The organism is Brevibacterium sp. S111 (assembly GCF_004745075.1).
Taxonomy (GTDB): Bacteria; Actinomycetota; Actinomycetes; order Actinomycetales; family Brevibacteriaceae; genus Brevibacterium.
The window spans coordinates 26384-51574 of record NZ_RHFH01000018.1 but is presented as its reverse complement, the minus strand read 5'-3'; the positions used below and the strand labels follow the sequence as shown (position 1 = coordinate 51574).

23 protein-coding genes are annotated in these 25191 nt (G+C 62.7%); 13 read left to right on the top strand and 10 right to left on the bottom strand.

The annotated features are described in order from the left end of the window. Nucleotides 1-527 precede the first annotated feature (527 nt). Entirely contained in the window at nt 528-1628 is a 1101-nt protein-coding gene (locus tag EB836_RS16205; protein WP_135542233.1) for a hypothetical protein, read from the top strand. A gap of 263 nt (nt 1629-1891) precedes the next feature. Here the strand turns inward: EB836_RS16205 and EB836_RS16200 are convergent, their stop codons facing one another. After that, nucleotides 1892-2176, bottom strand: a complete 285-nt coding sequence (locus tag EB836_RS16200) for a hypothetical protein (RefSeq protein WP_205683396.1) — start codon at nt 2174-2176, stop codon at nt 1892-1894. Between the two features lie 161 nt (nt 2177-2337). On the opposite strand from EB836_RS16200, the gene EB836_RS16195 reads away from it, so the two are divergent. The 6 genes from EB836_RS16195 to EB836_RS16170 all read left to right on the top strand — a co-directional run bounded on the left by EB836_RS16195 (nt 2338) and on the right by EB836_RS16170 (nt 9746). Further along, on the top strand, nt 2338-4494 hold the full coding sequence (locus EB836_RS16195; RefSeq protein ID WP_167854492.1) for a CocE/NonD family hydrolase: 2157 nt from the start codon (nt 2338-2340) through the stop codon (nt 4492-4494). 6 nt (nt 4495-4500) lie between these two features. After that, entirely contained in the window at nt 4501-5469 is a 969-nt protein-coding gene (locus EB836_RS16190) for a glycine betaine ABC transporter substrate-binding protein (RefSeq protein ID WP_135542229.1), read from the top strand. Between the two features lies 1 nt (nt 5470). Next, nucleotides 5471-6487, top strand: coding sequence for an ABC transporter ATP-binding protein (locus EB836_RS16185; protein WP_135542228.1), 1017 nt, complete (start codon nt 5471-5473; stop codon nt 6485-6487). After that, the gene (locus tag EB836_RS16180; RefSeq protein WP_135542226.1) at nt 6484-7203 is read left to right on the top strand and encodes an ABC transporter permease; all 720 of its coding nucleotides are present in this window, start codon (nt 6484-6486) and stop codon (nt 7201-7203) included. The genes EB836_RS16185 and EB836_RS16180 overlap by 4 nt, the downstream gene beginning before the upstream one ends. Next, on the top strand, nt 7203-7868 hold the full coding sequence (locus EB836_RS16175) for an ABC transporter permease (protein ID WP_135542224.1): 666 nt from the start codon (nt 7203-7205) through the stop codon (nt 7866-7868). The genes EB836_RS16180 and EB836_RS16175 overlap by 1 nt, the downstream gene beginning before the upstream one ends. Nucleotides 7869-7940: 72 nt before the next feature. Next, entirely contained in the window at nt 7941-9746 is a 1806-nt protein-coding gene (locus tag EB836_RS16170) for an ABC transporter family substrate-binding protein (protein WP_135542222.1), read from the top strand. A 69-nt stretch (nt 9747-9815) separates the two neighbouring features. On the opposite strand, the gene EB836_RS16165 is transcribed toward EB836_RS16170, so the two are convergent. The 4 genes from EB836_RS16165 to EB836_RS16150 form a co-directional block, all read right to left on the bottom strand. Continuing rightward, the gene (locus tag EB836_RS16165; protein ID WP_135542220.1) at nt 9816-11534 is read right to left on the bottom strand and encodes a DUF885 domain-containing protein; all 1719 of its coding nucleotides are present in this window, start codon (nt 11532-11534) and stop codon (nt 9816-9818) included. Nucleotides 11535-11725: 191 nt separating this feature from the next. Continuing rightward, nucleotides 11726-12493, bottom strand: coding sequence for a YceI family protein (locus tag EB836_RS16160; protein WP_135542218.1), 768 nt, complete (start codon nt 12491-12493; stop codon nt 11726-11728). Nucleotides 12494-12712: 219 nt separating this feature from the next. Next, complete coding sequence (locus EB836_RS16155) at nt 12713-13285, bottom strand: TetR/AcrR family transcriptional regulator (RefSeq protein WP_205683395.1); 573 nt, start codon at nt 13283-13285, stop codon at nt 12713-12715. Between the two features lie 71 nt (nt 13286-13356). Continuing rightward, nucleotides 13357-14232 (bottom strand): NmrA/HSCARG family protein, encoded by an 876-nt coding sequence (locus tag EB836_RS16150; protein WP_167854491.1) that lies wholly within the window; start codon nt 14230-14232, stop codon nt 13357-13359. Nucleotides 14233-14805: 573 nt separating this feature from the next. On the opposite strand from EB836_RS16150, the gene EB836_RS16145 reads away from it, so the two are divergent. Continuing rightward, the gene (locus EB836_RS16145) at nt 14806-15183 is read left to right on the top strand and encodes a hypothetical protein (RefSeq protein ID WP_135542214.1); all 378 of its coding nucleotides are present in this window, start codon (nt 14806-14808) and stop codon (nt 15181-15183) included. A gap of 18 nt (nt 15184-15201) precedes the next feature. On the opposite strand, the gene EB836_RS16140 is transcribed toward EB836_RS16145, so the two are convergent. Next, complete coding sequence (locus tag EB836_RS16140; protein WP_135542212.1) at nt 15202-15777, bottom strand: peroxidase-related enzyme; 576 nt, start codon at nt 15775-15777, stop codon at nt 15202-15204. Between the two features lie 187 nt (nt 15778-15964). Here EB836_RS16140 and EB836_RS16135 point away from each other — a divergent pair, with 187 nt between their 5' ends. Further along, nucleotides 15965-17401, top strand: coding sequence for a plasmid pRiA4b ORF-3 family protein (locus EB836_RS16135; RefSeq protein ID WP_135542210.1), 1437 nt, complete (start codon nt 15965-15967; stop codon nt 17399-17401). A 60-nt stretch (nt 17402-17461) separates the two neighbouring features. Here the strand turns inward: EB836_RS16135 and EB836_RS16130 are convergent, their stop codons facing one another. Then, a complete protein-coding gene (locus EB836_RS16130; protein WP_240690075.1) occupies nt 17462-18652 on the bottom strand; it encodes a YbfB/YjiJ family MFS transporter in 1191 nt (396 codons plus the stop codon). Nucleotides 18653-18838: 186 nt separating this feature from the next. On the opposite strand from EB836_RS16130, the gene EB836_RS16125 reads away from it, so the two are divergent. Further along, nucleotides 18839-20416 carry a hypothetical protein gene (locus tag EB836_RS16125; RefSeq protein WP_240690073.1) on the top strand — a complete coding sequence of 526 codons (1578 nt, stop codon included), beginning with the start codon at nt 18839-18841 and terminating at the stop codon, nt 20414-20416. Nucleotides 20417-20895: 479 nt separating this feature from the next. On the opposite strand, the gene EB836_RS16120 is transcribed toward EB836_RS16125, so the two are convergent. Together EB836_RS16120 and EB836_RS16115 are read right to left on the bottom strand one after the other, a co-directional pair. After that, a complete protein-coding gene (locus EB836_RS16120; protein ID WP_135542206.1) occupies nt 20896-21351 on the bottom strand; it encodes a Clp protease N-terminal domain-containing protein in 456 nt (151 codons plus the stop codon). After that, complete coding sequence (locus EB836_RS16115) at nt 21344-21562, bottom strand: helix-turn-helix domain-containing protein (RefSeq protein ID WP_135542204.1); 219 nt, start codon at nt 21560-21562, stop codon at nt 21344-21346. Before EB836_RS16115 ends, EB836_RS16120 begins: the two co-directional genes overlap by 8 nt. Before the next feature lie 50 nt (nt 21563-21612). On the opposite strand from EB836_RS16115, the gene EB836_RS16110 reads away from it, so the two are divergent. Both EB836_RS16110 and EB836_RS16105 read left to right on the top strand, forming a co-directional pair. Next, the gene (locus EB836_RS16110; protein ID WP_135542202.1) at nt 21613-22815 is read left to right on the top strand and encodes an FAD-dependent monooxygenase; all 1203 of its coding nucleotides are present in this window, start codon (nt 21613-21615) and stop codon (nt 22813-22815) included. A 434-nt stretch (nt 22816-23249) separates the two neighbouring features. Beyond that, complete coding sequence (locus EB836_RS16105) at nt 23250-23594, top strand: hypothetical protein (RefSeq protein WP_135542200.1); 345 nt, start codon at nt 23250-23252, stop codon at nt 23592-23594. A 156-nt stretch (nt 23595-23750) separates the two neighbouring features. Here the strand turns inward: EB836_RS16105 and EB836_RS16100 are convergent, their stop codons facing one another. Further along, complete coding sequence (locus EB836_RS16100) at nt 23751-24422, bottom strand: TetR/AcrR family transcriptional regulator (protein ID WP_135542197.1); 672 nt, start codon at nt 24420-24422, stop codon at nt 23751-23753. A 51-nt stretch (nt 24423-24473) separates the two neighbouring features. Between EB836_RS16100 and EB836_RS16095 the strand changes: the two genes are divergently transcribed. Continuing rightward, entirely contained in the window at nt 24474-25010 is a 537-nt protein-coding gene (locus EB836_RS16095; RefSeq protein ID WP_135542195.1) for an HXXEE domain-containing protein, read from the top strand. The last annotated feature ends 181 nt before the right edge of the window (nt 25011-25191 follow it).

Genomic DNA, 25191 nt, shown 5'->3' with positions numbered 1-25191 from the left:
TACCCCCAGAATGCCTCGACTCGATCGGAGTTGTCATCGTTGTGTTCATCGCGGGGATACCTCCTCCCGCCCTCTACGACACCAAACCGGACCATCCGGGTGTCTCATCTAAGGCTGACACAGAGGGTAGCGGACGTGGAACGAAGTGGTGTGTAACTTCGCAACGTCGTGGACACTGAATTTCACTAGTTCGAGAACAGCCGGTCTCAGAATTTCGTTACACATGTACTACCGAAAGGAACGTTCGTACACTGCTATCCTGTATTAGATGCTGGCGAGCTGACGTAACAGGACTGTGGGCTGACGTTGCAGCACAATGGTTGGGATGGCTACAGCCGATCACTCTTAGCTCTAGGTTTATTGTGTATGACACCGAAGCGCATAGGGGTCGTTTTTGTTCAGGGGTGTAAGTTGCTGTGTGTGCTCAGTTGTGGCGAACGAACTTTTAGTTGCTCCTCGCGAGAATAATTTTGGATATATCGTCAAGGCTTGTTTTGTAGCGCTGAAGAGTATTAGAGGAATAGTTCATGGTTATTGTGAGTCCTAAAAATACCTCATTAGAGAATCGTTTTCATTTAACTGTCACAGGCTTGGGTGCGAAGTTCAATGGCGATTCAGTCAAGGACCCGGGTGCGACTCACGAGCTACGTTGGGTTTGCGACTCGGGGCATTCCTTGGACCGAACTGGCAGGGCAATGCTCCCCGCGGTACTGCCTATTGTGATGGGGTCAGAAAATGATACTGTAACATTTTTGGCTCCGCAGGATTCAAAGCTTTTGAAGAATCAATCTAAAATTCAGAATACCCTGATTGGCTGGTATCCCAAATTAACTCACAATATTGAGTTGAAAGTTGCAGAAGCGTTGCCATTTGTGTCAAGAAGCAGAGGCGTTGGATGTTTCTTCTCTGGCGGGGTTGATTCTCTGTATTCCGCCATAAGTCGTATTTCGGAAATTACGCATTTAATATTAGTATTAGGTTTCGATATTCCACTTGGCGACAAAGTATTGTGTGATCAAGCCGTCAAGGACGCGAGGGCGACTGCTGCGGATCTTGGCAAGGAATTGGTTGTTATACGCACAACAGTTCGCAAGCTTTCCAACCGATACTCTCGTTGGGATTATATCTATCACGGCGCGGCTCTTGCAACGATTGGCCTTCTTTTGAAGGACCACATCAAACACGCCATTATCCCGTCGAGTTCACCACTCGAGAGTCTGCATCGTTGGGGCACGCATCCAGACCTAGACTATTTGTGGTCCACAAGTTATCTGCACTTCGAGCATCACGGGCAATTCATGAGCAGGAATCAAAAGGTTCTGGCTATCGCGAACAGTAAAATAGAAGTTAACCGTCTAAGGGTGTGCTGGGAGAATCGTGACGGTGCTTACAACTGCGGAACGTGCGAGAAGTGTCTACGTACGATGATTCCTTTGTACGCGATTGACCAGTTATCCGCATTTGAGTCTTTACCTGCTGATATCGATCTCAATGCTCTGCGTGCGTTGCGTCTGAACGGTACTCGTTTAAATTATGCTAATGACAACCTCCTTGTATTGGAAGAATATAAGGGAAAGAGTGATCCTGTCTATCAGTCATTGCAGGCCGCTATTCAAGCTTCGTTATGAGTGCTATGACTGGAGAACCGTATATCTTATCGGTGCTGGATGTTCGGACTGATTGTTTTGTGACACTTCTGTAGCGCGTACGGAGTCGGCTTTCAGCGGCACGTGTATAATGACCTGGTGTATCATCTCGCAACGTGGTGGACAATGAACCGCACCGCGTCCTGGGCAGCCAGTCTCAGAACTTTGTATGACCCGATTGTTGTGCGCGGCGCTACCGGAAGCCGCTCCCCTGCATAACGACGTGTTGTGTAGCTTGGCATTATCTAAGTCATGGAACTCGAGTTGCACAGGGGTAGAGAGATCGCATCTGTGGCTGTTCCGTCACCCTGAGCGTTCGTACGGGACTGTGGAGCCGCCTCGGTGGAGTTTCCGGGATTCGTCACCCGGAGGAAAACGGTGCGGGCGTCACCAGCGGCGGGGCGGATGTCTGCGGGAGGGAAGGCCGCCTCGGAGGGGATGGTCTTCGAGGCATCGTCGAACTCGGAGCGAGCGGAGTTGAGGTCCTTGAGGGACCCGATGGCGGAGACCATCTTCGTCAGCTTGGCCATGGCAGTCCCACATCCTCTGTCCGGTCACACGGTGATGGTCCCAATACTAGCCGCGGGTGGGATCGGCGATGTTGAGGAGCTGCGCAAACCTGCAGGCAGCCTCGATCTCAGACTACGAATTAACTGAATGGCCGTGCAGGAATTTGCTAGGGTGCCATGCCATGTCATCGAATACTGAGAACTCTGCACTTCCCGACGACACCCACACCCTTGCACCGGCCCAGGCCGACCGTTACCGCAACGATCCCCGACCGGTTCGCATCATCAAACACACGCGCATCCCGCTGAGCGATGGGATTGAACTCGCCGCCCGCGTCTGGTTGCCGGAAGACCTCGGCGACGAGGCCGTTCCTGCCGTTCTCGAGTACATTCCCTACCGCAAGAACGACATGACCGCCGGTCGTGATGACACGATTCACCCCGAATTCGCCCGCGCTGGCTATGCCAGCGTCCGGGTCGATCTGCGCGGCTGCGGTGACTCAACCGGTGTTATGACCGACGAGTACTCGGCGACAGAACTCGACGACGGCCTGCAGGTACTCACCTGGATCGCTGAGCAGGACTGGTGCAACGGCAAGGTCGGCGTCATCGGCAAGTCGTGGGGCGGATTCAACGGCCTTCAGCTTGCCGCACTTCAGCCACCGGAACTCGCCGCCGTCATCACCATCTGCTCCACCGACGACCGCTATGCCGACGACGTCCACTACAACGGCGGAACCATTGTCGGTGACCAGATGCTGTCCTGGGCCTCGACGATGTGGGCGTACAACGCTCGCCCACAGGACCCCGCGATCATGGGTGACGGCTGGCAGGAAGACTGGAAGCGGCGCATCGACGAAGCTCCTGTGAACATCGAGGACTGGCTCGGACACCAGCGGCGTGACGACTACTGGAAACACGCGTCGGTGTGCGAGACACCCGACGCCATCGAGGTCCCCGTCCTGGCCGTCGGCGGTCTGCTCGACGAGTACCGGACCACTCTGTTCCGCCTCATGGACAACGCGAATCGGCGTCGGAGCACCGACCCCGACACCCCGCCGGTCCACGCCCTGCTGGGCCCCTGGGCCCACAACTATCCTCACCAGGCCGCACCCGGGCCCGGCATCGACTTCATCGGCGAAGCAGTCCGCTGGTGGGACAAGTGGATGAGCGAGGTCGACAACGGTGTGGAGAAGCAGCCGCAGCTGCGTGCCTACATTCCCGACAGCGCACCCATCCACTCCGACCGTGAGACTCGACCGGGACGGTGGATCGCCGAGGCGACCTGGCCGAGCCCTCAGATCACCACCACAGTCATGCCCACCTCCGAAGCACAGATCGCAGACCGGACCCCGCTCGATTCCACGGCACTGCTGGGATACCAGGGAGGCAGCTGGCTGCAGTTCGGAGAAGCCGCCGGTATGGCCGGAGATCAGGCCGCCGACGATGCCCGCTCATACACCTGCGACTGGGAGGTCGAGAACGGGTTGGAGATCGTGGGCACCCCGAGCGTGCGCGCAGCCTTCACCTCCGACCGTGATCGCGGTGTCATCGCCGCACGACTGTGCGACGTCGCCCCCGACGGCAGCTCACGACTCGTCACGATCGGATTGTTCAACCTCACGCATCATTCGAGTCACGAGCATCCCGAGGCACTCACCCCGGGAGAATCCGTCAGCGTCGACTTCCCGCTGCTGGCCACAGCCCACAGGTTCGCGCCCGGGCATCGGCTGCGTCTGAGCATCTCCGCCAGCTTCTGGCCCAACCTCTGGCCCTCGCCCGAGACCACACAGATCACCGTGGATTCGACCCCCGAGCTGACACTGCCCATCCGCACGGTCACCTCGGCCGATGAGGACGATCGCACCTCCGCCGAGCTGACCGCTCAGCTGGGCACCCCGCCCACCCCGCCGGTGACGGTCATCGACGCCGACAGTGCACCGATGACCCGTGAGCTCAGCTGCGACCTCGTCGGGCGCACGGCCACGGTCACGACGGTCACCGAGGATTGGCAGACCGACCTCAGCGATGGTCTCTTCTACTACACGAACGAACGGGACTCCTACTCACGCAGTGAGACCGACCCGCTGTCTCCCGTGGCGACGTGTGAAAGGACGATCATCTACCGACGTCCGGCACTGGAGATCGGCGCGAATCACGCCCAGGCCGCCGCGACCGCATCCGCCGATGCGGGATGGGACGTCGAACTGCGCACCCGATCGACGATGCGCGGGGACGAGGAGAACTTCCTCGTCACCAACGAACTCGTCGCCTACCTCGACGGACAGCCGTTCCACACTCGCACCACCTCGGCGAGCATTCCTCGCCACCTGAACTGAGGCGGGATGGCCGTATTCGGACAACTTCGACATGTCGACAGACGGCAGGTGCTCTCCGGACTCGGCAGAGGTCTGCTGGGCGTGGGAGCGCTCGGGGCGGTTGGTGCGTCACTGAGCGGATGCACCAGCAGCCCGGAGAGTGACCTCTCTGGGGAGAAGAAGAGCACGAGGTCAATCACCGTCGGCTCCAAGGGCTTCGCCGAGAGCTGGATCACCGGAGAGCTCTACGCCCAGGGGCTGCGGAACCTCGGCTACACCGTCGACCTCAAGACGAACGTCGGTTCCAGCGACATCATCAACACCGCCCTGCTGTCGGGTCAGATCGACCTCTATCCGGAATACACCGGTGTCATGCTCGTGACCTTCATGGGCGAGGATAAGCTCATGGACTCCGCGCAGGAGACCTTTGACCTCGCCCAGACCTGGGCGGAGGACAACCGCGTGACGATGCTGCGAGCGACGCCGTTCGAGAATAAGAACGCCGTCGCCGTCCGCAAGGATTTCGCCGAAGAGCATGATCTCAAGACCATGTCGGACCTCAAGGGAATAGGCGAATTCACCTACTCGACCTACCCCGACAACGTCACCGGTGCACAGGGCTACGAAGGAATCGTGGATACCTATGGTCTGGACAATATGAAGCTCAAGACACTGAGCATCGGGCTGAACTACCAAGCCATCGAACGCGGCGAAATCGAAGCGGCCGATGTCTTCACCACCGACCCGCAGCTGCTGCGCAGCGATCTGGTCGTCCTCGACGATGACAAGAAGCTCTTCGGCTTCCAGAACGTCGTCCCCCTCATCCGGGACGATGCCTTCGCCGAACTCGACGACGATGCGTCGGAGTTCCTCGACGAACTGCAGTCACTGCTCACCCTGGAAGCGATCCAGGCGATGAACGAGGCCTCCGCCATCAACCGGCTCGACCCGGCACATGTGGCGAAGATGTTCCTCGACGAGAACGGATTGATGTGAAATGACCCAGCACTCCACAGGCACCTCGATCACCTTCGACCGAGCCACGAAGACCTACCCAGGCGCGGCCGCGCCCGCCCTCGACGCCCTCGACCTCGAGGTCGAGGCTGGCGAACTCGTCTGCCTCGTCGGACCCTCCGGCGGCGGCAAGACCACAGCCCTGCAGCTGGTCAACCGGCTCGTCGACCTCACCAGCGGCGATATCCGCATCGGCGATCGCTCGATCACCGACCAATCGGCCATCGAGCTGCGGCGGACCATCGGCTACGCGATCCAGCAGTCCGGTCTCTTCCCCCATTACACGGTCGCCGACAACATCGCTACCGTCCCCGTCATCCTCGGCTGGAACAAGGAGCGAATCCGCGCCCGCACGGCTGAACTGCTCGAACTCGTCGGGCTCAGCCCGGTCGAGACCTGGCTGCCGCGATACCCCGCTCAACTCTCCGGCGGACAGCAGCAGCGTGTGGGCATCGCCCGGGCGCTCGCCGCCGACCCCCCGGTGATGCTCATGGATGAACCATTCGGTGCCCTCGACCCGATCACCCGGGTTGCGGTCCAAGACGAGTTCCTCGCCATTCACCGTGCCGTGGCCAAGACGACGCTGTTCGTCACCCATGACATCGACGAGGCGATCAAGATGGCCGACCGGATCGCCATCCTCAAACCAGGCGGCAAGCTCGCCCAGTTCGGGACCCCCGCCGAAGTGCTGTCGAACCCGGCCGATGACTTCGTCGCCGAGTTCCTCGGAGCCGAGCGCGGACTCAAACGCCTGGCCCTGACGACCGTCGGCGAAATCGTCACCGGCAGCAGCGACCGAGTGGGGGCCGGGGCCGAGACAGCGGGATGGCCCGACGTCGAGGCCACGATGACTCTGCGCGAAGCGCTGTCCGTCGTCTCCGCCGCGCAGGCGGAAGGGGCCATCGTCCACGCCGGTGGCAGCCGCCTCGGCGAGGTGAGCCTGCACGATCTCATCGCACCGCCGACTGCCGGAGAGGACCGGGAAGGCGTGAGAGCATGAGCGATTTCGCCCCCGCCGGCGATCCCGTCATCCCTGACTACGGGCAGGCCTCGGACTGTGTGATCAACAACGGAGCTTTCTGCACCGATTGGTTCATCAGCCAATGGTCGACGGTCTTCTGGCCCCCGTTGATCAGCCATATCGTCATGGTTGCCATCGCCGTGTCGATCGGTTTCGTCATCGCTTTCTGCGCTGGGCTGTTGGCTTATCGGAAGAAGTGGCTGGCCGGACCGATCGGCATCGCCGCGACCTTCCTCTACACTCTGCCGCCGCTGGCTCTGTTCCAGCTGCTCGTGCCCTTCACGGGGCTGAGCCTGCTGACTGTTGAGATCGCTCTCGTGTGCTTCACCCTCGTCATCATCTTCCAGGCCGTCCTCGTCGGGCTCTCCGGAGTCCCCGATGACGTGCGCAGGGCCGCGACCGGCATGGGACTCGACCGTAACCAGCTGCTGTTCAAGGTCGAGCTGCCCCTGGCGCTGCCGTCAATCGTCTCTGGAGTGCGCATCGCCACCGTGCTTACGGTGAGCATCGCCACGATCGCCGCCTTCGTCGTCGATGACGGTCTGGGATCGCCGATCATCAAAGCGGTGTCCTCACCGTTCAACACGCAGTTCATCGGCGCCGGAGCCCTTGCCGTGCTGCTGGCATTCGCGCTCGACGGTCTACTGGTGCTTCTGGGCAGAGTGCTGACCCCTTGGACGAAAGCGAGGAGCTGATGGACGTCGTTTTCGGGGCTTTCCCCTTCATGATCGACAACGTCGGATTGCTGCTGACCAAGACCGGTGACCACCTGGTCATCAGCCTCATCCCGCTGCTGGCAGCAATCGTCGTCGGCGTGCCCATCGGGATCTGGCTCGGCCACGCCCACCGCGGCGAGTTCCTCGCTGTGAGCGTGACGAACATCGGTCGTGCGCTGCCGAGTCTCGCGCTCATCGCGATCCTCATCGGCTTCGTGGGCATCGGCATGCTCAACGCGATGATCGCCCTGTTCCTGCTCGCTTTCCCGCCGATCCTCAGCTACGCCTTCCAAGCCGTGAACTCGATCGACCGTGACCTGACGCGGGCCGCTCGCGGCATGGGCATGTCTCACGGACAGGTGTTGCTCAAGGTCGAACTGCCCTTGGGGCTGCCGATGATCATCGCCGGTATTCGCACCTCCGCAGTGCTGACCGTGAGCTCGGCGACGATCGCCACGATCGCCGGCAGCGGCGGCCTGGGCGACGTCATCCTCAACCAGGTCGCCTACGGGATGGAAGGTGTCGTCGCCGGTGCCATCTGGGTCGCCGTGCTCGCAATCCTCGTCGACCAGGCATTCGCACTCCTTCTGCGCGTCAGCGCCCCGGCCGGAGTGAAACGGCTGCAGAGCACGAGCGTCGCATGAGGACAGCCGCAGGGACTGCGGCACATCAGATCTGCTCCACCCACAGAAGATCACAACGAAACAGAGGACAATGTGAAGAAGCATTTCATCGCAGGAAGTCTCGCCGCCGCCACGGCGATCGTCATAACCGGATGTACGCCGCCTGGGGGCGGCGACGACTCCTCGGGCGGCAGGGGGTCGGTGCTCAACATCGGATGGAACGAAGCGTTCCGATCGATGAATGACATGACGATGGACGGCAACGCTGTGGCCAACACCATCGTCGCTTACATGAGCAATGACAATTTCAAGTACTACGACGATAAGCTCGAACTGCACGAGGGTGCGTTGGGAACGGTGGAGAAAGTTTCCGACGATCCGCTGAAGGTCAAGTACACGTTCGACGAGGACGCGAACTGGTCGGACGGCACACCGGTCGATGCAGCAGACCTCGCTCTGACCTGGGCGGCACGATCCCAGCACTTCAACACGGTTGATGACAATCGAGATGATGAAGGCACGCTCAAAGACAATCCCGAAGGAACGGTCTTCTTCGACTCCTCGGCAGTGGGTGCTCCACTGATCGAAGACTTCCCGGAGATCAGCGAGAACGGCAAATCCCTGACGTTCACGTATTCGAAGCCCTTCGCCGACTGGGAGACCGAATTCGGGCTCGGAGCCTACGGTTCCGGAGTGCCTGCGCATATCGTGGCCAAGAATGCTCTGGACACCAAGGACCCGCAGGAGGGCAAGGCCGCGGTCCTCGACGCGATCAAATCCAACGACAAGGCTGCCCTGTCGAAGATCTCGAACTTCTGGAACACCGGTTTCGACTTCACCGCGATGCCGGAGAACAAGGACCTCCTTGTCCACAACGGGCCCTACGAGATCACCGCCTTCGAAGAGGGACAGTATCTGACGCTGTCTCGCGACGAGGACTACACCGGGGCGGTCGAACCCAAGATCGACACCGTGACGATCCGCTACAACGGTGACCCGATGGCGATGGTTCAGGCGATCGAGAACGGCGAAGTCGACCTGACTCAGCCGCAGTCGACGGCCGATGTCCTGTCCGCGGCGGAGAAGCTCGAGGATGTGTCGATTCTGCCCGGCGAGGACGCCACCTTCGAACACGTCGACCTCACGTTCGACAACAACGGCCCCTTCGACCCGGCCTCCTATGGCGGCGACGAAGAGGCGGCACTCAAAGTCCGTCAGGCGTTCCTCAAGACACTGCCGCGCCAGGAGATCATCGACCGCCTCATCAAACCTCTCAACGAAGAGGCCGAGGTCCGCGATTCGTTCAACCAGGCTCCTGACTCCCCGCTGTACGACGAAATCGTCGCCGAGTCCGGAATCACGGACTATGACGAGGTCGACATCGACGGAGCGAAGAAGCTCCTGGACGAAGCCGGTGCCGAGGCACCGAGCGTGCGCTTCCTCTACGACAACACGAATGCCAGGCGATCCCAGCTTTTCTCGCTGATCAAGGAATCAGCGGAGAAGGCCGGCTTCGAGGTCGAAGACGCCGGTGATGTCAACTGGGGGACCCGCCTCGGCGACGGAACCTATGATGCCTCGCTGTTCGGATGGGCGCTGAGCACGACGGCGGTGACGGAGTCGGACTCCTACTATCGCAAGGGTGCGCTGAACAATTACAGCGGGTACTTCAACAAGGATCTGACGAAGACGCTCGATGAGATGCTGGTGACCATCGACCCGGACAAGCAGGCTTCTTTGGCCGGGGACGTTGAGAAGCAGCTCGTCGGTGATGCCTTCGGTCTGCCGCTCTTCCAACATCCGTCTCTGACGATCTATGGGGACAAGGTCTCGAACGTGTCGACGACGACGCTGGATCCCTCGATGTTCTGGAACTACTGGGAGTGGGAGACGAACTGAGTTCGTGTTGCCCTGGCGTGTGAGACCTGCTGCGCGGGAATATTTGCGCAGCAGGTCTCGGCACGGGCATCAGCGCAACAGGGCCCGCCGGAGCGGGTCGAGCCCGATCGACCCGAGGTTGAGCGCCCGGCTGTGGAATTCCTTGAGATCGAATCCCGCGCCTGCAGCGGCGTGGGATTCGTCTCTGATGTCCTCCCAAAGGCGCTGGCCGATCTTGTAGCTTGGAGCCTGTCCAGGCCAGCCGAGGTAGCGGTCGAGCTCGAAGGCAAGGAAAGTCCGTTCCATGGCGACGTTCTGAGTGAGGAAGTCCCACGCTTTGGCGCGGTCCCAGACCCCTCCGCCGAGGTGGGCAGGGGCATTGAGACCGAGGTGGAAGCCGATGTCGACGATCACCCTGGATGTGCGCAGCCGCTGAGAGTCAAGCATGCCCAGATAATCACCGGGTTCGTCCAGGAATCCGAGTTCGGCCATGAGCCGTTCGGCGTAGAGGGCCCAGCCCTCGCCGTGGCCGGAGACCCAGCAGACGTGCCGGCGCCATTTATTCAGCGAATCGGCGAGATAGGATGCCTGCCCCATCTGAAGGTGATGGCCCGGCACACCCTCGTGGTAGACCGTCGTCTTCTCCTGCCAGGTCGCGAATTCGGTCACGCCCTCGGGCACTGACCACCACATCCTGCCCGGACGGCTGAAGTCCTCGCTGGGTTGAGAGTAGTAGACCGCGCCGGTGGCCGAGGGGGCGATCATGCACTCGATGGTCCGCAGCGGTTCCGGGATGTCGAAATGGGTCTTGCCCAGCTCAGTGATCGCCTCATCAGCGACACCCTGCATCCACTCCTGCAGGGCCGTGGTGCCGTGCAGTGCCCGCTGCGGATCCTTGTCGAGTCGGGCCATGACGTCGAAGAGCTCGGCCCCTGGTTCGATGCGGTCGGCGATTCGTCGCTGCTCTGCATCGATCGAACTGAGTTGGTCGAGAGCCCACTCATAGGTCTCCTCGAGATCTACCTCGGCGCCGAGGAACTCCCGTGAGTGCAGGGCATAGTCCTCGGAACCGCAGGCCTCGGTCTCCGGTGCGTGATCGGCCAGCTTCGTTCGCAGGAACCGGGCGAGATCGCTGAACCCGGCACGCGCCGCTTCGGCATGGGAGGTGAGTTCGCTGCTGAGGGAGTCGGCAACGGTCGCTTCGGCCCGGGCGACGAGTGAGCTGAAGCGGTTCTGGGCTCCGGACAGCGCATCGGCCTGAGCGGCGATGCGTTCGATCTGCAGGCGGGCCGGCACACGATGCAATTCATCGCGGGCGTAGCGCAATGATTCCTGGTATCCGGCGATCGACCGGGGGAGTGCGGCCAGAGTGGCTGAGATCGTCTCCCAGCCGGCCGCCGTGTCGGTGGGCAGGAGATCGAAGATATCGCGCATCTGCTGCAGGGGAGTTTCGATGACGTTGAGGACCGTGTGCTGCAGGCCCGCCTCGAAAAGTTCGGAGGCGATGCCGAGCCGCTCGCGCATCGCATCGATGGTGACGAGATCGGTCTCGTCCAGGGTGCCTTCTGCAGAAGCCTCAGCCTCTGCAGCATCGATGTCGGCAAGGGTGCGTGTACGGAGTTCATCCGCGGCCTTCAGCCCGTCGGGAGAGTAGTCATCGAAACCGTGCGGGTTCTCCGTTCCGAGGAACAGCGAGATCGATGGCGAGAGGACACACAGTTCGTCGAAGTAGGCATCGGCGATAGCGTCGACGGCTGACGGGGTTCTGCGGGAGGTAGACGAGGTTCTGCGGGAGGTATGGGAAGTCATGAGGAGACTCTATCCACGAACTGAAAAGCTCGCCGTGCTGATCGCAGTCCGAAATTCGGACTGGGCGAGGGGCCCCTTCAGGACTGCGTGATAACGGCCTGCGTGGTCTGCGGCATAGCGCTTGGAGGTGCCGTCCGACGCGGTCAGAGTGAGTGGTGCGGTGTTCGTCCTGACCGCGTCGCAGTGTGTGCTCAGCGGAGGCCGAAGAGCTTGCCGAGCGGTTTGCCGGACGACGGGGACTCGGGTTTCGGTTCGGCCGGCTTCTCGGCCGACTGCTCGGCCGGCTTGACCAGCGGCGGGGGAGGGAAGGCCTCGGTGGCGGGAGCCGCCTCGGTGACGGGTTCCGGCTCCGGGGTGGGAGCCTCGTCCTGGGCGGTGGTCTCCGCGGATTCGGCGGGGGCCGCGTCCTCGCTGTCGACCTTCTTGATGAGGGAGAGCTCGAACTCCAAGGTGAGCTTGTCGCTGACGAGCACGCCGCCGGAATCGAGTTTCGTATTCCACGTCACGCCCCAGTCCTTGCGATCGATGCGGCGGGTGCCCTCGAGGCCGGCGCGCAGGTTGCCGAAGGGATCGGACTCGATGCCGATGAGCTCGAGCGGGATCGACACGGTCTTCGTCATGTCACGGATCGTCAGATCACCGGTGACGATGTAGGAGCCTTCGTCCACCTCGTCGATGGCCGAGGAGACGAACCGGATCTCCGGGTAGGTCTCGACGTCGAAGAAGTCCGCCGAACGCAGGTGGTTGTCGCGGTCGGTGCTGCGGGTGTCGACGCTCGCGGTTTTGATGACGACCGTGGCGGTCGAGTCCGAGAGGTCCTCGGCGATGTCGGCCGAGCCGGTCACGTCGTTGAACGCTCCGCGCACACGCGAGACCATCGCGTGACGGGTGGAGAAGCCCAGTCGAGAATGGGCGGGATCGATGTCCCAATGGCCTGTCAGCCCCGGCGTCTCTGTCATGGGGTCGCTCCTTCGGTTCCTCCGCGCTCCCGGGGGAGGCTGTCGTCATCGGGCGGATCACTCGATGAGCGAGCGATCATTGAAATGGCAATTGCCTATGTAGTGTGACACGCGCGGTCGGGTGCGTGCCACCTCGGACCCACGACCAGCCCCGTCGAACCCGGACAGCTCGGGGAACAGAAACCAAACTCCGGCGCCGTCCTCGGAAGCTGTTGCGGCTCAGGAGCCGAAGAGTTCCGAAGTCGCATCGTCCAATTCGGGAGCCGACGGCGCCAATCCCGAGAGGAAGACGCGGGCTTGGCGGATCAGATTCATTCCCATCCAAGACTCATCGTCCGAAAGCGGCTGCGCCAGCAGCGCCCCGAAGAAGATCACGTCATCGCTGGTGACGTCGGCGCGGATGGTGCGATCACAGCGGCCGCGCTCGAGGATCCGGCCAATGTCGGCGGAGATCTGTGCTCGCAACTCCTGCGCTTCGTGGCTGACTGCCACCGGCCCTCCATGCAGCGGAAGGACGAGTTGGTCGCGATGGGCGATGGTGCGCAAGAGAAATTCCTCCACCCCAGCGATTGCCGGACCCGCGGAGGCGAGGACGTCCTCGACGATGGTGTGAACCAGTTCGAAGGATCGTTGGGTCAGCGCCGCCAGGAGCGCCTCGCGGGTCGGGTAGTTGCGATAGAGCGTGCCGACGCCCACTCCCGCGTCTCGAGCAATCGACGCCATCGGCACCTGGCGTCCTTCTCGCAGCATCGCAGCGACGGCCGCTGCCAGAAGACGTTCCTGGTTGGCCACCGCATCACTGCGCGACGGCGGTCGTCGCTCCGCAGAGGAACCGGCACTGCGGTCGGCAGCATCGCAAGCGATCACGCTTCCTGCCCTTTCAGCCAGGTGCGCAGATCCTGCACATCGGGCACGAGCTGCCGAGTCAGCGTCCAGTCGGCCCGATACGCCGGAAGCCGACTGAACCACGTGAACATCTTCTCCTGATCATCGTCGCCGAGCACCTCGACCGGAACGGCTTCGTAGCGGGCAGGAACGGCCCACGCGGTGGAGAACGCGGACGCGATCTGCTCGCCGGTCAGTTCGTCTCCGGCGATCTCGACCGCCCCACCCGGGACGCTGTTGGGATCGATGAGAGCAGCAGCGGCGACTTGACCGATGTCGCGCACCGAGACCATCTGCAGAGGTATCCCCTCGGGCAACGGCAGGCGGACAACAAGGGTGCCCTCCTCCATGACGGGTTGGGAAAAGGTCGTGAAGTTGTCCATGAAGAACGTGGGCCGGACGAACGTCGTGCGCAGGCCCGAAGCTTCGAAGAATTCTTCGACGCGTCGTTTGCTCTCGAAGTGGGGGACCCCTGTGGCACGTTCGGCTCCGCCGACCGAACTGAAGACCACGTGGTCGACACCGGCGTTGCGCATCGCGTCTGTGAGGATCTGTCCGTGCCTGACCTCTCCGTCCGGCCCGTCCGGGCCGGTGAAAGTCGTCATCGCAAAGACCCGGGGCGCACCGCGCAGAGCTTCGATGAGCGTGTCCGAATCATTGAGGTCGGCGGTGACGAGCTCGGCACCGGCGCGGGCAAGCGATTGTGCGCGCTCCGCAGTGTGGTCGCGGACGAGCGCGCGCACTCTCTGTCCTCGTTCGAGCAGCGCCGAGACGACGGCGTTGCCCTGTCGTCCGGTGGCACCGACAACGACCACCGGGGCGTCGCTTCTGGTCGATCCATTCGTGGTGATCATCAAGATCCCCTCCTTCTTCGTCTGCTTCCCCGGCTCCTCCGGGCTTAGACGGGCCAACGTCCTAAGCGGATGGAATATTCCGCTAATAAGATTCATCGTGTATGCGAGACGCTAAGATCGACAAAGATTCGATGCATTCGGACGAAAGCGTCCGCCGTGGGTATGTTCCTTGGAGTCGGATTCCGGATGGACGGTGCGCACACAAATCATTCAGGCAACATATAAGGCAGCGGATATGCTGAGGCCTCACCTGCCGCCGACGACCATGGCCAGGCGAGGGTCGAGGACGATGCCTGACGATTTCGGCCAACGACTGCCGTATCTCATGCGCAGGGTCAGCAATGCCCTTTCGCAGCGACTCGAACGCAGACTGAAGGACTTCTCGCTCAATCACGCCAAATTAGCCGCCCTGGCCCAACTCGGACTGTGCCATCCCGACGGCCTCTCAAGTGCGGAGCTCGGACATCGGGCCGGAGTGACCGCCCAATCGATGTCAGCCGCTGTGGCAACGCTGCTCGAACAGGGCTTCGTGACACGCGCTCCACATCCTGACCACGGTCACATGTCGAGAGAGTGCTCGAGTTCTATGCCTCCGAGGCGTTCAAGGCCGCTCTCCAGATCTGGACAGTCGGGGCGTCCGAGCCGGCCCTGAGGGAACGGATCAGGCCGCTGGAGGACAAATTCGCTCGCGGAATCTATGACCAGGCCGTACGATTCCTCAATGCGGATGTCTCCGATGAGCGCACGCATCGCTTCATCCAGACGACGCTCGACCTCGCCCGAGGTCTGGGTCTGGCCGATCTGCTCAGCGACGACTCGGCGAAGAGGAAGCGGATCGCGAAATTCTGGGCCGGTGAGATGCGCTCGATCAGGCAGCTACCCGAACAGCCGACCGACGACGCCGCGTCAGCGGCATCGCAGGAGGTCTCGGAACGGACGAGGAAACCCTAGCCTCGGTCCGGAGGACTCTTACGTCCGTGCCTGTGAGTGGTACTCCGCGTTGGGGACAAGACCCAGTGCGCTGGAGACGCGGTTCGTCATGTTGAACATCCCGATGACCTGAACGGCCTCCATGATCTCGTGATCGCTCAGACCCGCCTCGCGCAGCGGCAGCAGGTCATCCTCGTCGACGCTGCCCGGGGCCTCGGTGAGTACCTCGGCGTACTCGGCCAGGGCGCGCTGACGCTCGCTGAGATCCGCCTGGCGCCAGTTGATCGCAACCAGATCCGAGGTGCGCTGATCCTGCGAGAACTCGCGCAGGGCGGCACCGTGTGACACAGCGCAGTAGGTGCAGCCGTTGATCCCGCTGACGACGACACCGATCATCTCGCGCTCGGCATTGCTCAGATATCCCTCTTTGTTGACGAGCAGGTTGAAGTACTTCCACCAGGCGAGGAACTGGTCGCTGTTGAGCGCTTGAGCACGGAAGACATTGGGCACAAAGCCCATCGCCTCTTCCGATTTGTCCCAGAGCTTGGTGACGCTCTCGGGAACCTGATCGCGGTCGGGGATGGAAAGGAAAGAGATCTTCTGTTCATCGCTCATACCGGCAGGCTAACGCATCTGCGGCACGGAGTGAGACGTGGATCATAATCTGATGAAGATCAGGGCAGAGACCGAAACCCAGCGCCAGTGGAGCAGCACTTCACCGTGATGGGCCTCGTCACTGGCTCCAGACAGTCCGAAAGAGCTGTAGAGTCTGACGACAGTGAGGCGCCGTTGCGGAGGTTCTATGCCGACTGAAGATTTCGAACCACCGGATCTTGCGAGACTGTTGGAGTCTCTGTACCCCGGTGTTCCACCGGAGGTGGCCATGCAGCTGCTGCGCGATGGGGGAGAAGGTGAAAACGTGCGAGCTGAGCCGGCAATCGGCCCGGTACCTGAGAACGTTCGGGGATTCCTCATCCGTGTGGACCTCCTCCACACCAAGCCTCCGGTGTGGAGGAGATTCGAGATCGCTGGAGACATCACGCTGGATCGCCTGCACGACGTTCTCCAAACCGTGATGGGCTGGACCGACAGCCACCTGCACAGTTTCCGAACCGGGACGGGTCCTGCTGCTGCGGCATTCGCCACCGAATTCGACCGCAGCGAGGCTGAAGAAGGACCATTCGAAGACGGCGTCCGCCTCGACCAGGTCATCGCCGAAGCAGGTGACCGGCTGTGGTACGACTACGACTTCGGTGACAGCTGGACGCATGTCCTGCGAGTCGAAGAAGTCAATGATGAGCCCCCTCCGGTTCCGGTCTGCACCGCGGGCCGGTTGGCCTGCCCGCCTGAGGACTGCGGGGGAGTCGGCGGCTACTTCGAGCTCGCCGAATGGGTTCGCAGCGATTTCAGCGACGATCTGCGTCCTGAGGTCTTCGACGATGTCGAAGACGGACTGATGTGGCTGCCCGAGAGCTGGCATCCTGATGTCTTCGACCTCACAGAGACCAATGAGCTGCTCACAGCCACCGTCGCTGAACCCGTTCCCGTTCCTGCTGAACTCGCGTCCCTGATCGAACAGGCGAAGACACACGGATCCAAGAGCCTGCGCACCGTCCTGGCGCTGCTGGCTTCGCACGGATCGACGGAACTCAGTGACAGCGAAGCAACCGAGCTGACTGCGCCGTACCGGATTCTGCTCGATATCCTCGGCGACGGAGCGCCCCTGACGGGTGCCGGATACCTCAAACCCGCGCTGGTCGAACAGATCGCCCGTAGAACCGGCATTGCGGACTGGTGGATCGGAAAGGCGAATCGTGAGGATCTGACTCCTCCGGTGGCGAACCTGCGCGCGACGGCCAAAGCCCTGGGGCTGGTGGCCGTGCGCAAGGGGCACCTGACGCCGACGAAATCAGCTCGGGTGCTGGCCCGCGACTCACAGAGGCTGCTGCACCATATCGTTGACCGGTTACCGCTGGGAAGGACCGACGCCGATCGGCACGCCGGCTGGGTCAGCCTCGCGGTCATCGGCAGTGAGACACCTGCTCATGCCCGTCGGGAGCGGATCAGTGAACTGATGTTCGACCTCGGCTGGCGAGACGGCCAAGACGGGATCGGTCTGCCTCCGGCATGGAATCCGACGCTCGACGTGCTCAGGGTGCTGAGCGGGGAACCGTATACGCGCCAGTCGGGGCACAGATTGGCTGTCAGCGCCGCAGCTCGGTCGGCGCTGCGCCCCTGACGGCGAGAACGAGCCGAAGCCCCCAGTGACTGGGGCTTTGCTGCTCCGCCTCGGCGAGGGTCACCGTTCGACGTTGCCGGCGAGGACCCCGATCAGGGTCAGGCCCATGGCGATGGCCAAAGCGACCGCCGAGGCGATGAATGCGGCGACGATATGTTCGCTCAATGCTGCGGCGACGAGGGCCGGGCCCGCAATCTGACCTAGGCTGTACCACGTCGTCAGCTTCGCCGAGGCATTCGCAACTCCCAGCTGTGTGCCGGTGCCGATCGTCATCATGACGACCCCGATGAAGGTGAACCCGAACAGTGCGGCCGCGATGAACAGGACGATCGGGGTGGAGCCGAAGACCGCGAGCAGGGCGCCGAAGACCTGGAGGCTGTAGCAGACGGTCAGCGATCTGACGGTGCCGATGCGGGCGGCGACTGCTGACCACGTCAGAGGAGAGGCTGCGGTGGCGATCCCGGCGATGAGCCACGTCGAGGCGGCTGCGGTTGCGCCGAAGACGGGACCGGCAAGGACGACGAGGTAGGTGCCGATGATGATGTAGCCGCCGCCTTGGAAGAAGTAGCCGGCCGACAGGAATGCCATCGCACGGTTGCGGGAGGCGTCGAAGGGCGTGGGGTCGGCGAGGGAGTCATCTGAGGTCGCGGCTGCGGGAGCTGTCTTGGGCTCGGGCTTTTTCGGGGCGGGAATCCGAGCTGGGATCGGCCAGGTCCAGGCGATGATGGAGAACACGGCGGAGACTCCCGCGCAGATGAGCCACAGCTGCCGCCAGTCGGCGAAGCTGCCGGCGGCGAGCACGATCGCCCCGGAGACGAGGATGCCGAAGCCGACCCCGCCGTAGGCGATGCCGCCGTGGTGGGGCCTGCGGGAGTTCGCGGGAATGCGTTGGGTCACGCATACGAAGATCAGCCCCGAGGCGATGCCGGCGATGGTGCGGATGCTGCCCTGCCAGAGGAGATCCGGGGTCAGCGCCACCGCGGCCAACCCGACGGTGGAGACGATGAGGCTGAGACGGTAGACGAACCGGTTGGGTTCGACCCAGCCGCGAGCGATGACGAGGTTGCCGATGAAGTAGCCGACGTAGTTGAGTGTGGCGATCCACGCCCCGGGTGCAGAACTCCAATGGAGGGCTGCGACCATGAGCGGCAGCGCCGGAGTGTAGAAGAACCGGCCCATGCCCATCGCGACTGCGAGCCCGAGATTGCCGCGGATGGGTGTGAGGGTGGAATGGCCGGTGCTCTCGGACACAGTGGTACCTCTCATCAGGCGGCGTGATCTCTGCCCCTACGATGCCATGGCTTCGGGGCGGCCGCCTCGGCGGGTGACGATGCGGACACGGTCGCGTCGGTGCGGGCGGGCAGACGACGGCTGGTGATGGCGTGACTGCCGCTGTGCAAGTTGTCGAATCCTCGCGAACAGGGCAGAGTGAGAGCCGTGAAAATCAGGGGGAGCGTGAGAAGCGGTGCCATCGCGCTCGCCCTCCTGGTGGCTGGGTGCTCTGGCCCGGACGGTTCATCGCCTGCCACGGATGCGACCCCGGAGCCGAGTCCGACCCCGACGGAATTCGAGCAGTCGTTTGCCGACACCGTTACTGGTGAGGCTGCCACGATCACCGCGACCGTCGACAGGTTGGGCCCCGGTCTCACCCCAGACAACATCGGGGTCTCCTTCGAAGCCACCGATCTCGCAGACCCGCGACTTGATCCGGCGAATTCCAACCTCGACGAGCAGTTGAAGTCGCTCGGGTCTCCGGCGCTGCGGTTCGGTGGCAATGCCCTGGACCGGAGGACGTTTTGGACATCGAAGAGGGAGGAGCCGAAGCACGACGAAAAGGTCACCGTCACCCCCGATGACCTCAAGCGGCTGAAGAAGCTCGTCGATGCCACCGGTTCCACCGTTACCCTAGGTCTTCCGCTGGGAACATACGACCCGGACCGCGGGGCCGATATGGCCGCACACGCGGTCGACATCCTCGGCGATTCCCTTGTCGGTCTGGCCATCGGCAACGAACCGAACGGATACACGGTCAAGGACGTTCCCGACGGGGCCGTGCGCGGCAAAGGATGGAATAAGGACAAATACGTCCAACAGCTCGAGGCGTATGCGAAGGCGATCCATAAGAAGGTCCCCGAGGCGCCGATCATCGGCCCCGACGTCTACGACGGGGCATGGATGGAGGCTTTCGCGGATTCGGACGTGAAGAAGAAGACCGCGATCTCGCAGCACTGGTATCAGCTCTACGAATGCGACTCTTCGACGGTGCCCGGTCGCGGCCCACAGGCGGAGAACCTCATCGACCCCCTGGCGAAAAAGGCGGCGAAGAAGAACCTCGGCATCGGCAAGGACAAAGCCGACGCCGCGGGCCTGCCGCTGTGGCTCGAAGAGACCGGACCGACGAGCTGCCCGGGCACGAACGACACCTCACTGACGAACGCCTCGGCCCTGTGGGCGGCCGACTACACGCTCTATGCGGCAACGATCGGTGTCGAACGCATGGCCATGCACTCGATGCTCGGAGCCTGCAGCGGGGGAGCCCCGATGTCGCTCGTCTGCGACCCGGCCGACCACGGGCAGGCGTCGGATGAGTTCCGAGTGCGTCCGAACGCGCTCGGGTTGCGGCTGCTCGTGCCCAGCCTCGGCGGACAATTCACGAAATCCACGGTCAGGGGCGGCGGGAACATGACTGCTTACACCGTGGTCAAGAACGACGGCCACACCCTCGTGACGACGGTGATCAATGCGAATGACGCCGGGAAAGTCGGCGGGAATCCGGTGACACTGTCGATGCCTTCGGGGTTCGCTGTCGACGAGACGACGCAGGTGTATGGGGCCTCGAATGATGTGAAGAGCGCTACGCGGGTGGTGCCTGCGAACCCGTTGCCGACTGATGTGCCGTTCAGTGGATCGATCGAGACTTCAACGGCAAGCACGTCTACGGACACCGACGACAGCGAACTGAACATCGACATCGCGGGAAGCTCCGTCACGGTGTTCATTATGAAGAAAGAGTAGATCCCGTTCAGTGCCCCAACGGCACGAGATGCCGGAAGGACTCGGGGAGACCTCGATGAGGGCGGGCAGCAGCGCCGGCTGGTGGTGAGTGCTGGGCTGCCCGAGGAAGCGGTCGGGTGGGGCCTTATCGCGTCTGACGGGGTCGGATCGTCGTGGCTCTTCGCTTTCGAACGGTCCTGGCTGAGCCAGGACCGCAATGTCCGTACCGGGAGTCGACCCTTTGGTGATATGGCGACTGCCTCGTGCTAAGTAATAATAACGAGTCCCACTTTGAGTAAAGGAGGGTGGTGCGCGTGGCGCAGTGACTCGATGACCCCGTCTCCGTGGCGCGAGCGGAATCGAAGATGCCAGCGGATCATGATGGCTGGGGCATGAATCATACCGGGACTCTCAGGTCAGCGACCCCTTCTATCATGACGGATGTTGGGGTTGCTCAAAAGGTGACCGGGGACGCGATGTCCGGGACACCAGAACCGCCGCTAACTTCCGTCCGCTGGTCTTCCGTGCTCGGCGGCAGTCTGCAGGACGGCGAGGAGTTCGGCGGCCGGGTCGGGTGCACGGCGTTCGCGGAGTGCCTGCAGCATGTGTCTCGTCTCGATGCGGCGCGATTTCTCGGTGGCCGCATGAGCGAGAGTTCGCTTCAGGACGGCCTTCGCGCCCGGTGTGAACGGCGGGCGCGCGCCACCTGCGGCCGACTTCAACAAGCCGAATGCCGCGGCATCGACGCCGATCGCGGTCAGCGCCTCGCGATCGAGCCCATCGGCCGCGCACCGGGCTGCCTCCAGGCTTGCGCCGACTTCCGTCGTGATCGCGGAGTCATGCAGGATGCCGATGAGGAGGTGGTCGGTGGAGACCTTCCGGTCGCCTCGGCGACCCGATTCCTCGACCGCGCGGTGCATCGCCTGGCGCGCCTGCGCGGCGAATTGCTCAAACATGTCGATCCTGTTTCCCGTGCTTGGTGTGGACAGACTGGCGGGTGACCCCGAGCGCTTCGCCGATCTGCTCCCACGACCACCCGGCACCGCGCGCCGCAGCGACGTAGGTCGCCTCGACGCGCTCGGCCAGCCGATGCAGGGCCGCGACCGCCCGCAGCCCCGTCGCGGGATCCGTGGCCTCGACCTCGGCGGCGATCTTATTCGCATCCATGCCGTCAGTTTGTCTTGACACGACACCCATGTCAAGTCAGACTGACAACTATGTCAATCCAGACTGACAGATCCTTACATGACGTGGTCGTGGCCGGCGCAGGACCCACCGGTCTGCTACTGGCCGCAGAGCTCGCCGCCGCGGGCTCTCGCCCGCTCGTGATAGAGGCCTCGACCCACCCGAGCGAAATGCCGAAGGCGAACGGCGTCGTGGGACGAGCAGCGGTGGAGCTGCGTCGCCGCGGCTTGCTGAACGGGTCGCGTCTGCGCGTGGTCCGGCCGCGGCGGTTCGGCTACGGCCCGTTCACCCTGAACCTCGGTTTGCTTCGCAGTCCCCTGCACATCCTCCCTGTTCCGCAGCGCCGACTCGAGGAGCAGCTCGAGCTCTGCGCAGTCGCCCGCGGCGTCACCATACTGCGCGGGCATGAACTCATCGGGTTCGAACAGGATGACACCCACGTCACGGTGCGCGTATCGGCAGCAGGGTCCGAGAGCGAGCTGCGCACTCGCTATCTCGTCGGATGCGACGGTGCGCACAGTCGGGTTCGGAAGCATCTCGGCATCGCCTTCCCAGGCGTGACGGACTCATCCATTACCCGGATCGCTCGCATCACCATCGCGACCGGAGCCGTCGTCCGTGACCGGCGCGGCATCGACATCCGCGGTGTCGGATGGTTGTCACTGTTCCGGCCGAACCTCACCCCACACGGCTCGGTCACGATCGCGCCCGTGCACGCCTTCGACCCCTCCGCCCCGGCGGGCCTCTACACCGTCAGAACGCACGAACCGCGAGGCGACACCGCAGCCACCGACGAACTCAGCACAGACGCGCTGCGGGCCAGCCTCCGCCGGATTCTCGGCACCGAACTGCCGTTCTTTGACGCACATGCCGCACGCAGCGTCATAGCCAACAGTCGCCAGGCCGAGCACTACCGTTCCGGACGCGTCTTCCTCGCCGGTGATGCCGCGCATGTCTTCAGTGCTGGGGGCTCTGCCCTCAACGTCGGGCTCGCCGACGCTATCGCACTCGCCGAGCGACTCGCCGTCGCCCTTCACGCCGATGCCGACCTCAGCCGGCTCGATGGCTATCAGGGCGAGCGCCATCCGGCCGGCAGGCGCGCGCTGGCCGTCACACGCGTCCAGCATGCCCTCGAGACGGCCGGCGAGAGCGGCGACGCGCTGCGGGGCATGTTCGAGGTGCTGCTGCGTGATCGTACGGCTGCGCGCCGCATCGCGATGCTTATGGAAGGCTGAGTCGACGACCCCACCACAAGGCACGAGCACGCCGGAATCTGCCTCGCCGCGACACCCCTTGTCCCACCAGTAACCTGAGCAGCACGTCCTGAATGCCGATTGCAGTGCTGGCCGGACAACAGCAGTCAATCGCACCTTCGAGGGTTTCTCTGTTGTTCAATGCACTCTGCAGCGTATCGCCGACCAGCCCCCGATCCGCCTCGATCACAGGTCGATGATCGTCGCCAAATACAAGGTGAAGTCGACTCTGTCGTTCTTTTCTGCTGGGCAGTTGCTGCGGAGTGGATGGCATCTCAGGTGCCATCGCCGGCCAGTCGGCGGTGCCACATGGCCCTCGCTACTCGCAGACGCCCTTGATGTACCTATTGGCGAGCAGAATGAGCTACTGCTCATTGGCGGTTTCGCGCCGAGGCATTCCGAACGAGACTTCGACGATGAGCAGCTCTTGTCTGTCATGGCCATGTCTGCGTAACCTGCTCGACGCGCACGAACCGAATCCGGCGTTGCTCTTGGATGACCACTGGGAGGTCGTCGACGCCAATCGGCCGGTCGACGTGCTGCTTGCCGGTTGCCATCCGGATATGCTCACGCCACCGATCAATGTGATCCGGTGGACGTTGCATCCTCGGGAGCCGCACCGCGAATGTGAAACCTGGCCACATGGCGTCAGCATCTGCTGCACCTGCTTGAGCGGTGCCTTGTTCGCTCAGGCTGCAATTCCCGGTTACGCGAGCTGCTTGCAGACGTCATCGAGTACTCAGGAGATGGGTGCCCAGTGAAATGCCCGTCGATCCCGCTGTGCTGCTCGAGCTGGTGAACGAGCGACGGCACTCTCTGATTGTCAGCGTGTCCAGCCGAATTGAGGGACCCGCCGATATCACGCTCCACTCGCGTCCATTGGAGACCTTCATGTCGGCAGGCGAAGGCACCCGGCATTACCGGTCAGGGCTGTTGCGGACCGAGTGGACCCAGCCTCCGCCGGGTGATCCGTAAGTGGGCCCGTCGATGCTGTCGACAGCCAAGGCGAGATAGCGGTCGAGAAGCTTAGGCCCGACTCTTGCCGCCTCATCGAGCTCGAGATCTGCGAGATGGAGAGAAAGTCCGTCCACCACTGACTGCAGGAGCACCGCATCGGCGTCGAAGTCGTGGTCGACGACGGCGGTGCTCTTCTCCGTGTGGACGGGCAGGCCCCGCCGTGCGCGGATGACGCCTGAATAGAGTTCATGCAGTTTTATGCTCGTCTGCCGTTTCAGGTCAGCGAGCAGCGGGTCCGTGTCAGCGTGGGCGACGAACGCGAGCCAGACTGCGTGTTCCCGTCGTCGATCGGCGCTCAGCGGCAGCAGATCCAGCAAGATTCTTCCGGTCCACTCGCGGACTTCACCCCACCGGGGAATATCGACGAGGCGTTTCTCCACCTGCGTTGATGTCCATTCCATGGCGTAGCGAATCATCTCGGCGCGAGTCGGGAAGTAATGCTGCACCGTTCCTCCACTGACCCCCGCCTCGGCGGCGACCGCCCGCACGCTGACCCCCGTGATCCCTTCTCGAGCGACGACTCGGGTGAGGGCATCGGCCAATCTGTGTTTGCCATCTCTTGTATCAGTCATACGGACATTATACAGTCGTATGACTGACCAATACAGACGTAAGGTGATTTCATGAATCAGATGCCAGCTCTGACCACGAGTGGCAATAAGTCTCCGGGATTAGGTGATCGGCGTCTGGCGACCCTTTGGATTGCGACAGCCGGCGCCGTTGTGCTGCACAATATCGAAGAGTGGCTGTTCGATATGACCGGCTGGGTCGCTGCGCACCCCGGGCTTCCGGGGCGCGCATTGCATGGAGATCAGGTCCAATTTGAAGTCGCACTGGTCATCGTTACGGCGACTGTTCTCATCCTCGCCGCCACCGCTGTCGCCTTTCGGCCGCGCTGGAGTGCCGAGGCACTGGTGTACGTCGCTCATGCGATCGTCATCAATGGCGCAAGCCATGTTCTTCTGAGCATACTGACGTGGAGCCTGATGCCCGGAGTCATCACCGGAGTCATCATGCTGCTGCCAGTCGGGGCCCTCGTCATTCACGTTCTGCCGTCTCCGCGATGGACGATGTCGAGCGTCATCATGACGGTGGTCGCCGCCGTGGGAATTGCAGTGGGAGCGCTCGCTCTGGCCTCTGTATTCACGGGTGTGAAGTGAGCCTGCCCATTCCCATGGCCAGCACCATCCCGAGCGCACCGAGGAGAGCGACGGGGCCGGTGCGGCCGGCTGTGCCGAACTGCAATGCCTCCTCGACCGTGGCGAGGTCTTTGCTGCCACCCGGCAACTCTATGTGTCTTCGCGCGCCTGCGCCTGCCGGTCTCACGGGTGCTGGTCGGCC

What these genes read in the sequence shown, in the direction of transcription:
- EB836_RS16205 (WP_135542233.1), top strand. Translation starts at nt 528, where the DNA reads ATGGTTATTGTGAGTCCTAAAAATACCTCATTAGAGAATCGTTTTCAT.
- EB836_RS16200 (WP_205683396.1), bottom strand. Translation starts at nt 2,176, where the DNA reads ATGGCCAAGCTGACGAAGATGGTCTCCGCCATCGGGTCCCTCAAGGAC.
- EB836_RS16195 (WP_167854492.1), top strand. Translation starts at nt 2,338, where the DNA reads ATGTCATCGAATACTGAGAACTCTGCACTTCCCGACGACACCCACACC.
- EB836_RS16190 (WP_135542229.1), top strand. Translation starts at nt 4,501, where the DNA reads ATGGCCGTATTCGGACAACTTCGACATGTCGACAGACGGCAGGTGCTC.
- EB836_RS16185 (WP_135542228.1), top strand. Translation starts at nt 5,471, where the DNA reads ATGACCCAGCACTCCACAGGCACCTCGATCACCTTCGACCGAGCCACG.
- EB836_RS16180 (WP_135542226.1), top strand. Translation starts at nt 6,484, where the DNA reads ATGAGCGATTTCGCCCCCGCCGGCGATCCCGTCATCCCTGACTACGGG.
- EB836_RS16175 (WP_135542224.1), top strand. Translation starts at nt 7,203, where the DNA reads ATGGACGTCGTTTTCGGGGCTTTCCCCTTCATGATCGACAACGTCGGA.
- EB836_RS16165 (WP_135542220.1), bottom strand. Translation starts at nt 11,534, where the DNA reads ATGACTTCCCATACCTCCCGCAGAACCTCGTCTACCTCCCGCAGAACC.
- EB836_RS16160 (WP_135542218.1), bottom strand. Translation starts at nt 12,493, where the DNA reads ATGACAGAGACGCCGGGGCTGACAGGCCATTGGGACATCGATCCCGCC.
- EB836_RS16150 (WP_167854491.1), bottom strand. Translation starts at nt 14,232, where the DNA reads ATGATCACCACGAATGGATCGACCAGAAGCGACGCCCCGGTGGTCGTT.
- EB836_RS16140 (WP_135542212.1), bottom strand. Translation starts at nt 15,777, where the DNA reads ATGAGCGATGAACAGAAGATCTCTTTCCTTTCCATCCCCGACCGCGAT.
- EB836_RS16135 (WP_135542210.1), top strand. Translation starts at nt 15,965, where the DNA reads ATGCCGACTGAAGATTTCGAACCACCGGATCTTGCGAGACTGTTGGAG.
- EB836_RS16120 (WP_135542206.1), bottom strand. Translation starts at nt 21,351, where the DNA reads ATGTTTGAGCAATTCGCCGCGCAGGCGCGCCAGGCGATGCACCGCGCG.
- EB836_RS16115 (WP_135542204.1), bottom strand. Translation starts at nt 21,562, where the DNA reads ATGGATGCGAATAAGATCGCCGCCGAGGTCGAGGCCACGGATCCCGCG.
- EB836_RS16110 (WP_135542202.1), top strand. Translation starts at nt 21,613, where the DNA reads ATGTCAATCCAGACTGACAGATCCTTACATGACGTGGTCGTGGCCGGC.
- EB836_RS16105 (WP_135542200.1), top strand. Translation starts at nt 23,250, where the DNA reads ATGAGCAGCTCTTGTCTGTCATGGCCATGTCTGCGTAACCTGCTCGAC.
- EB836_RS16100 (WP_135542197.1), bottom strand. Translation starts at nt 24,422, where the DNA reads ATGACTGATACAAGAGATGGCAAACACAGATTGGCCGATGCCCTCACC.
- EB836_RS16095 (WP_135542195.1), top strand. Translation starts at nt 24,474, where the DNA reads ATGAATCAGATGCCAGCTCTGACCACGAGTGGCAATAAGTCTCCGGGA.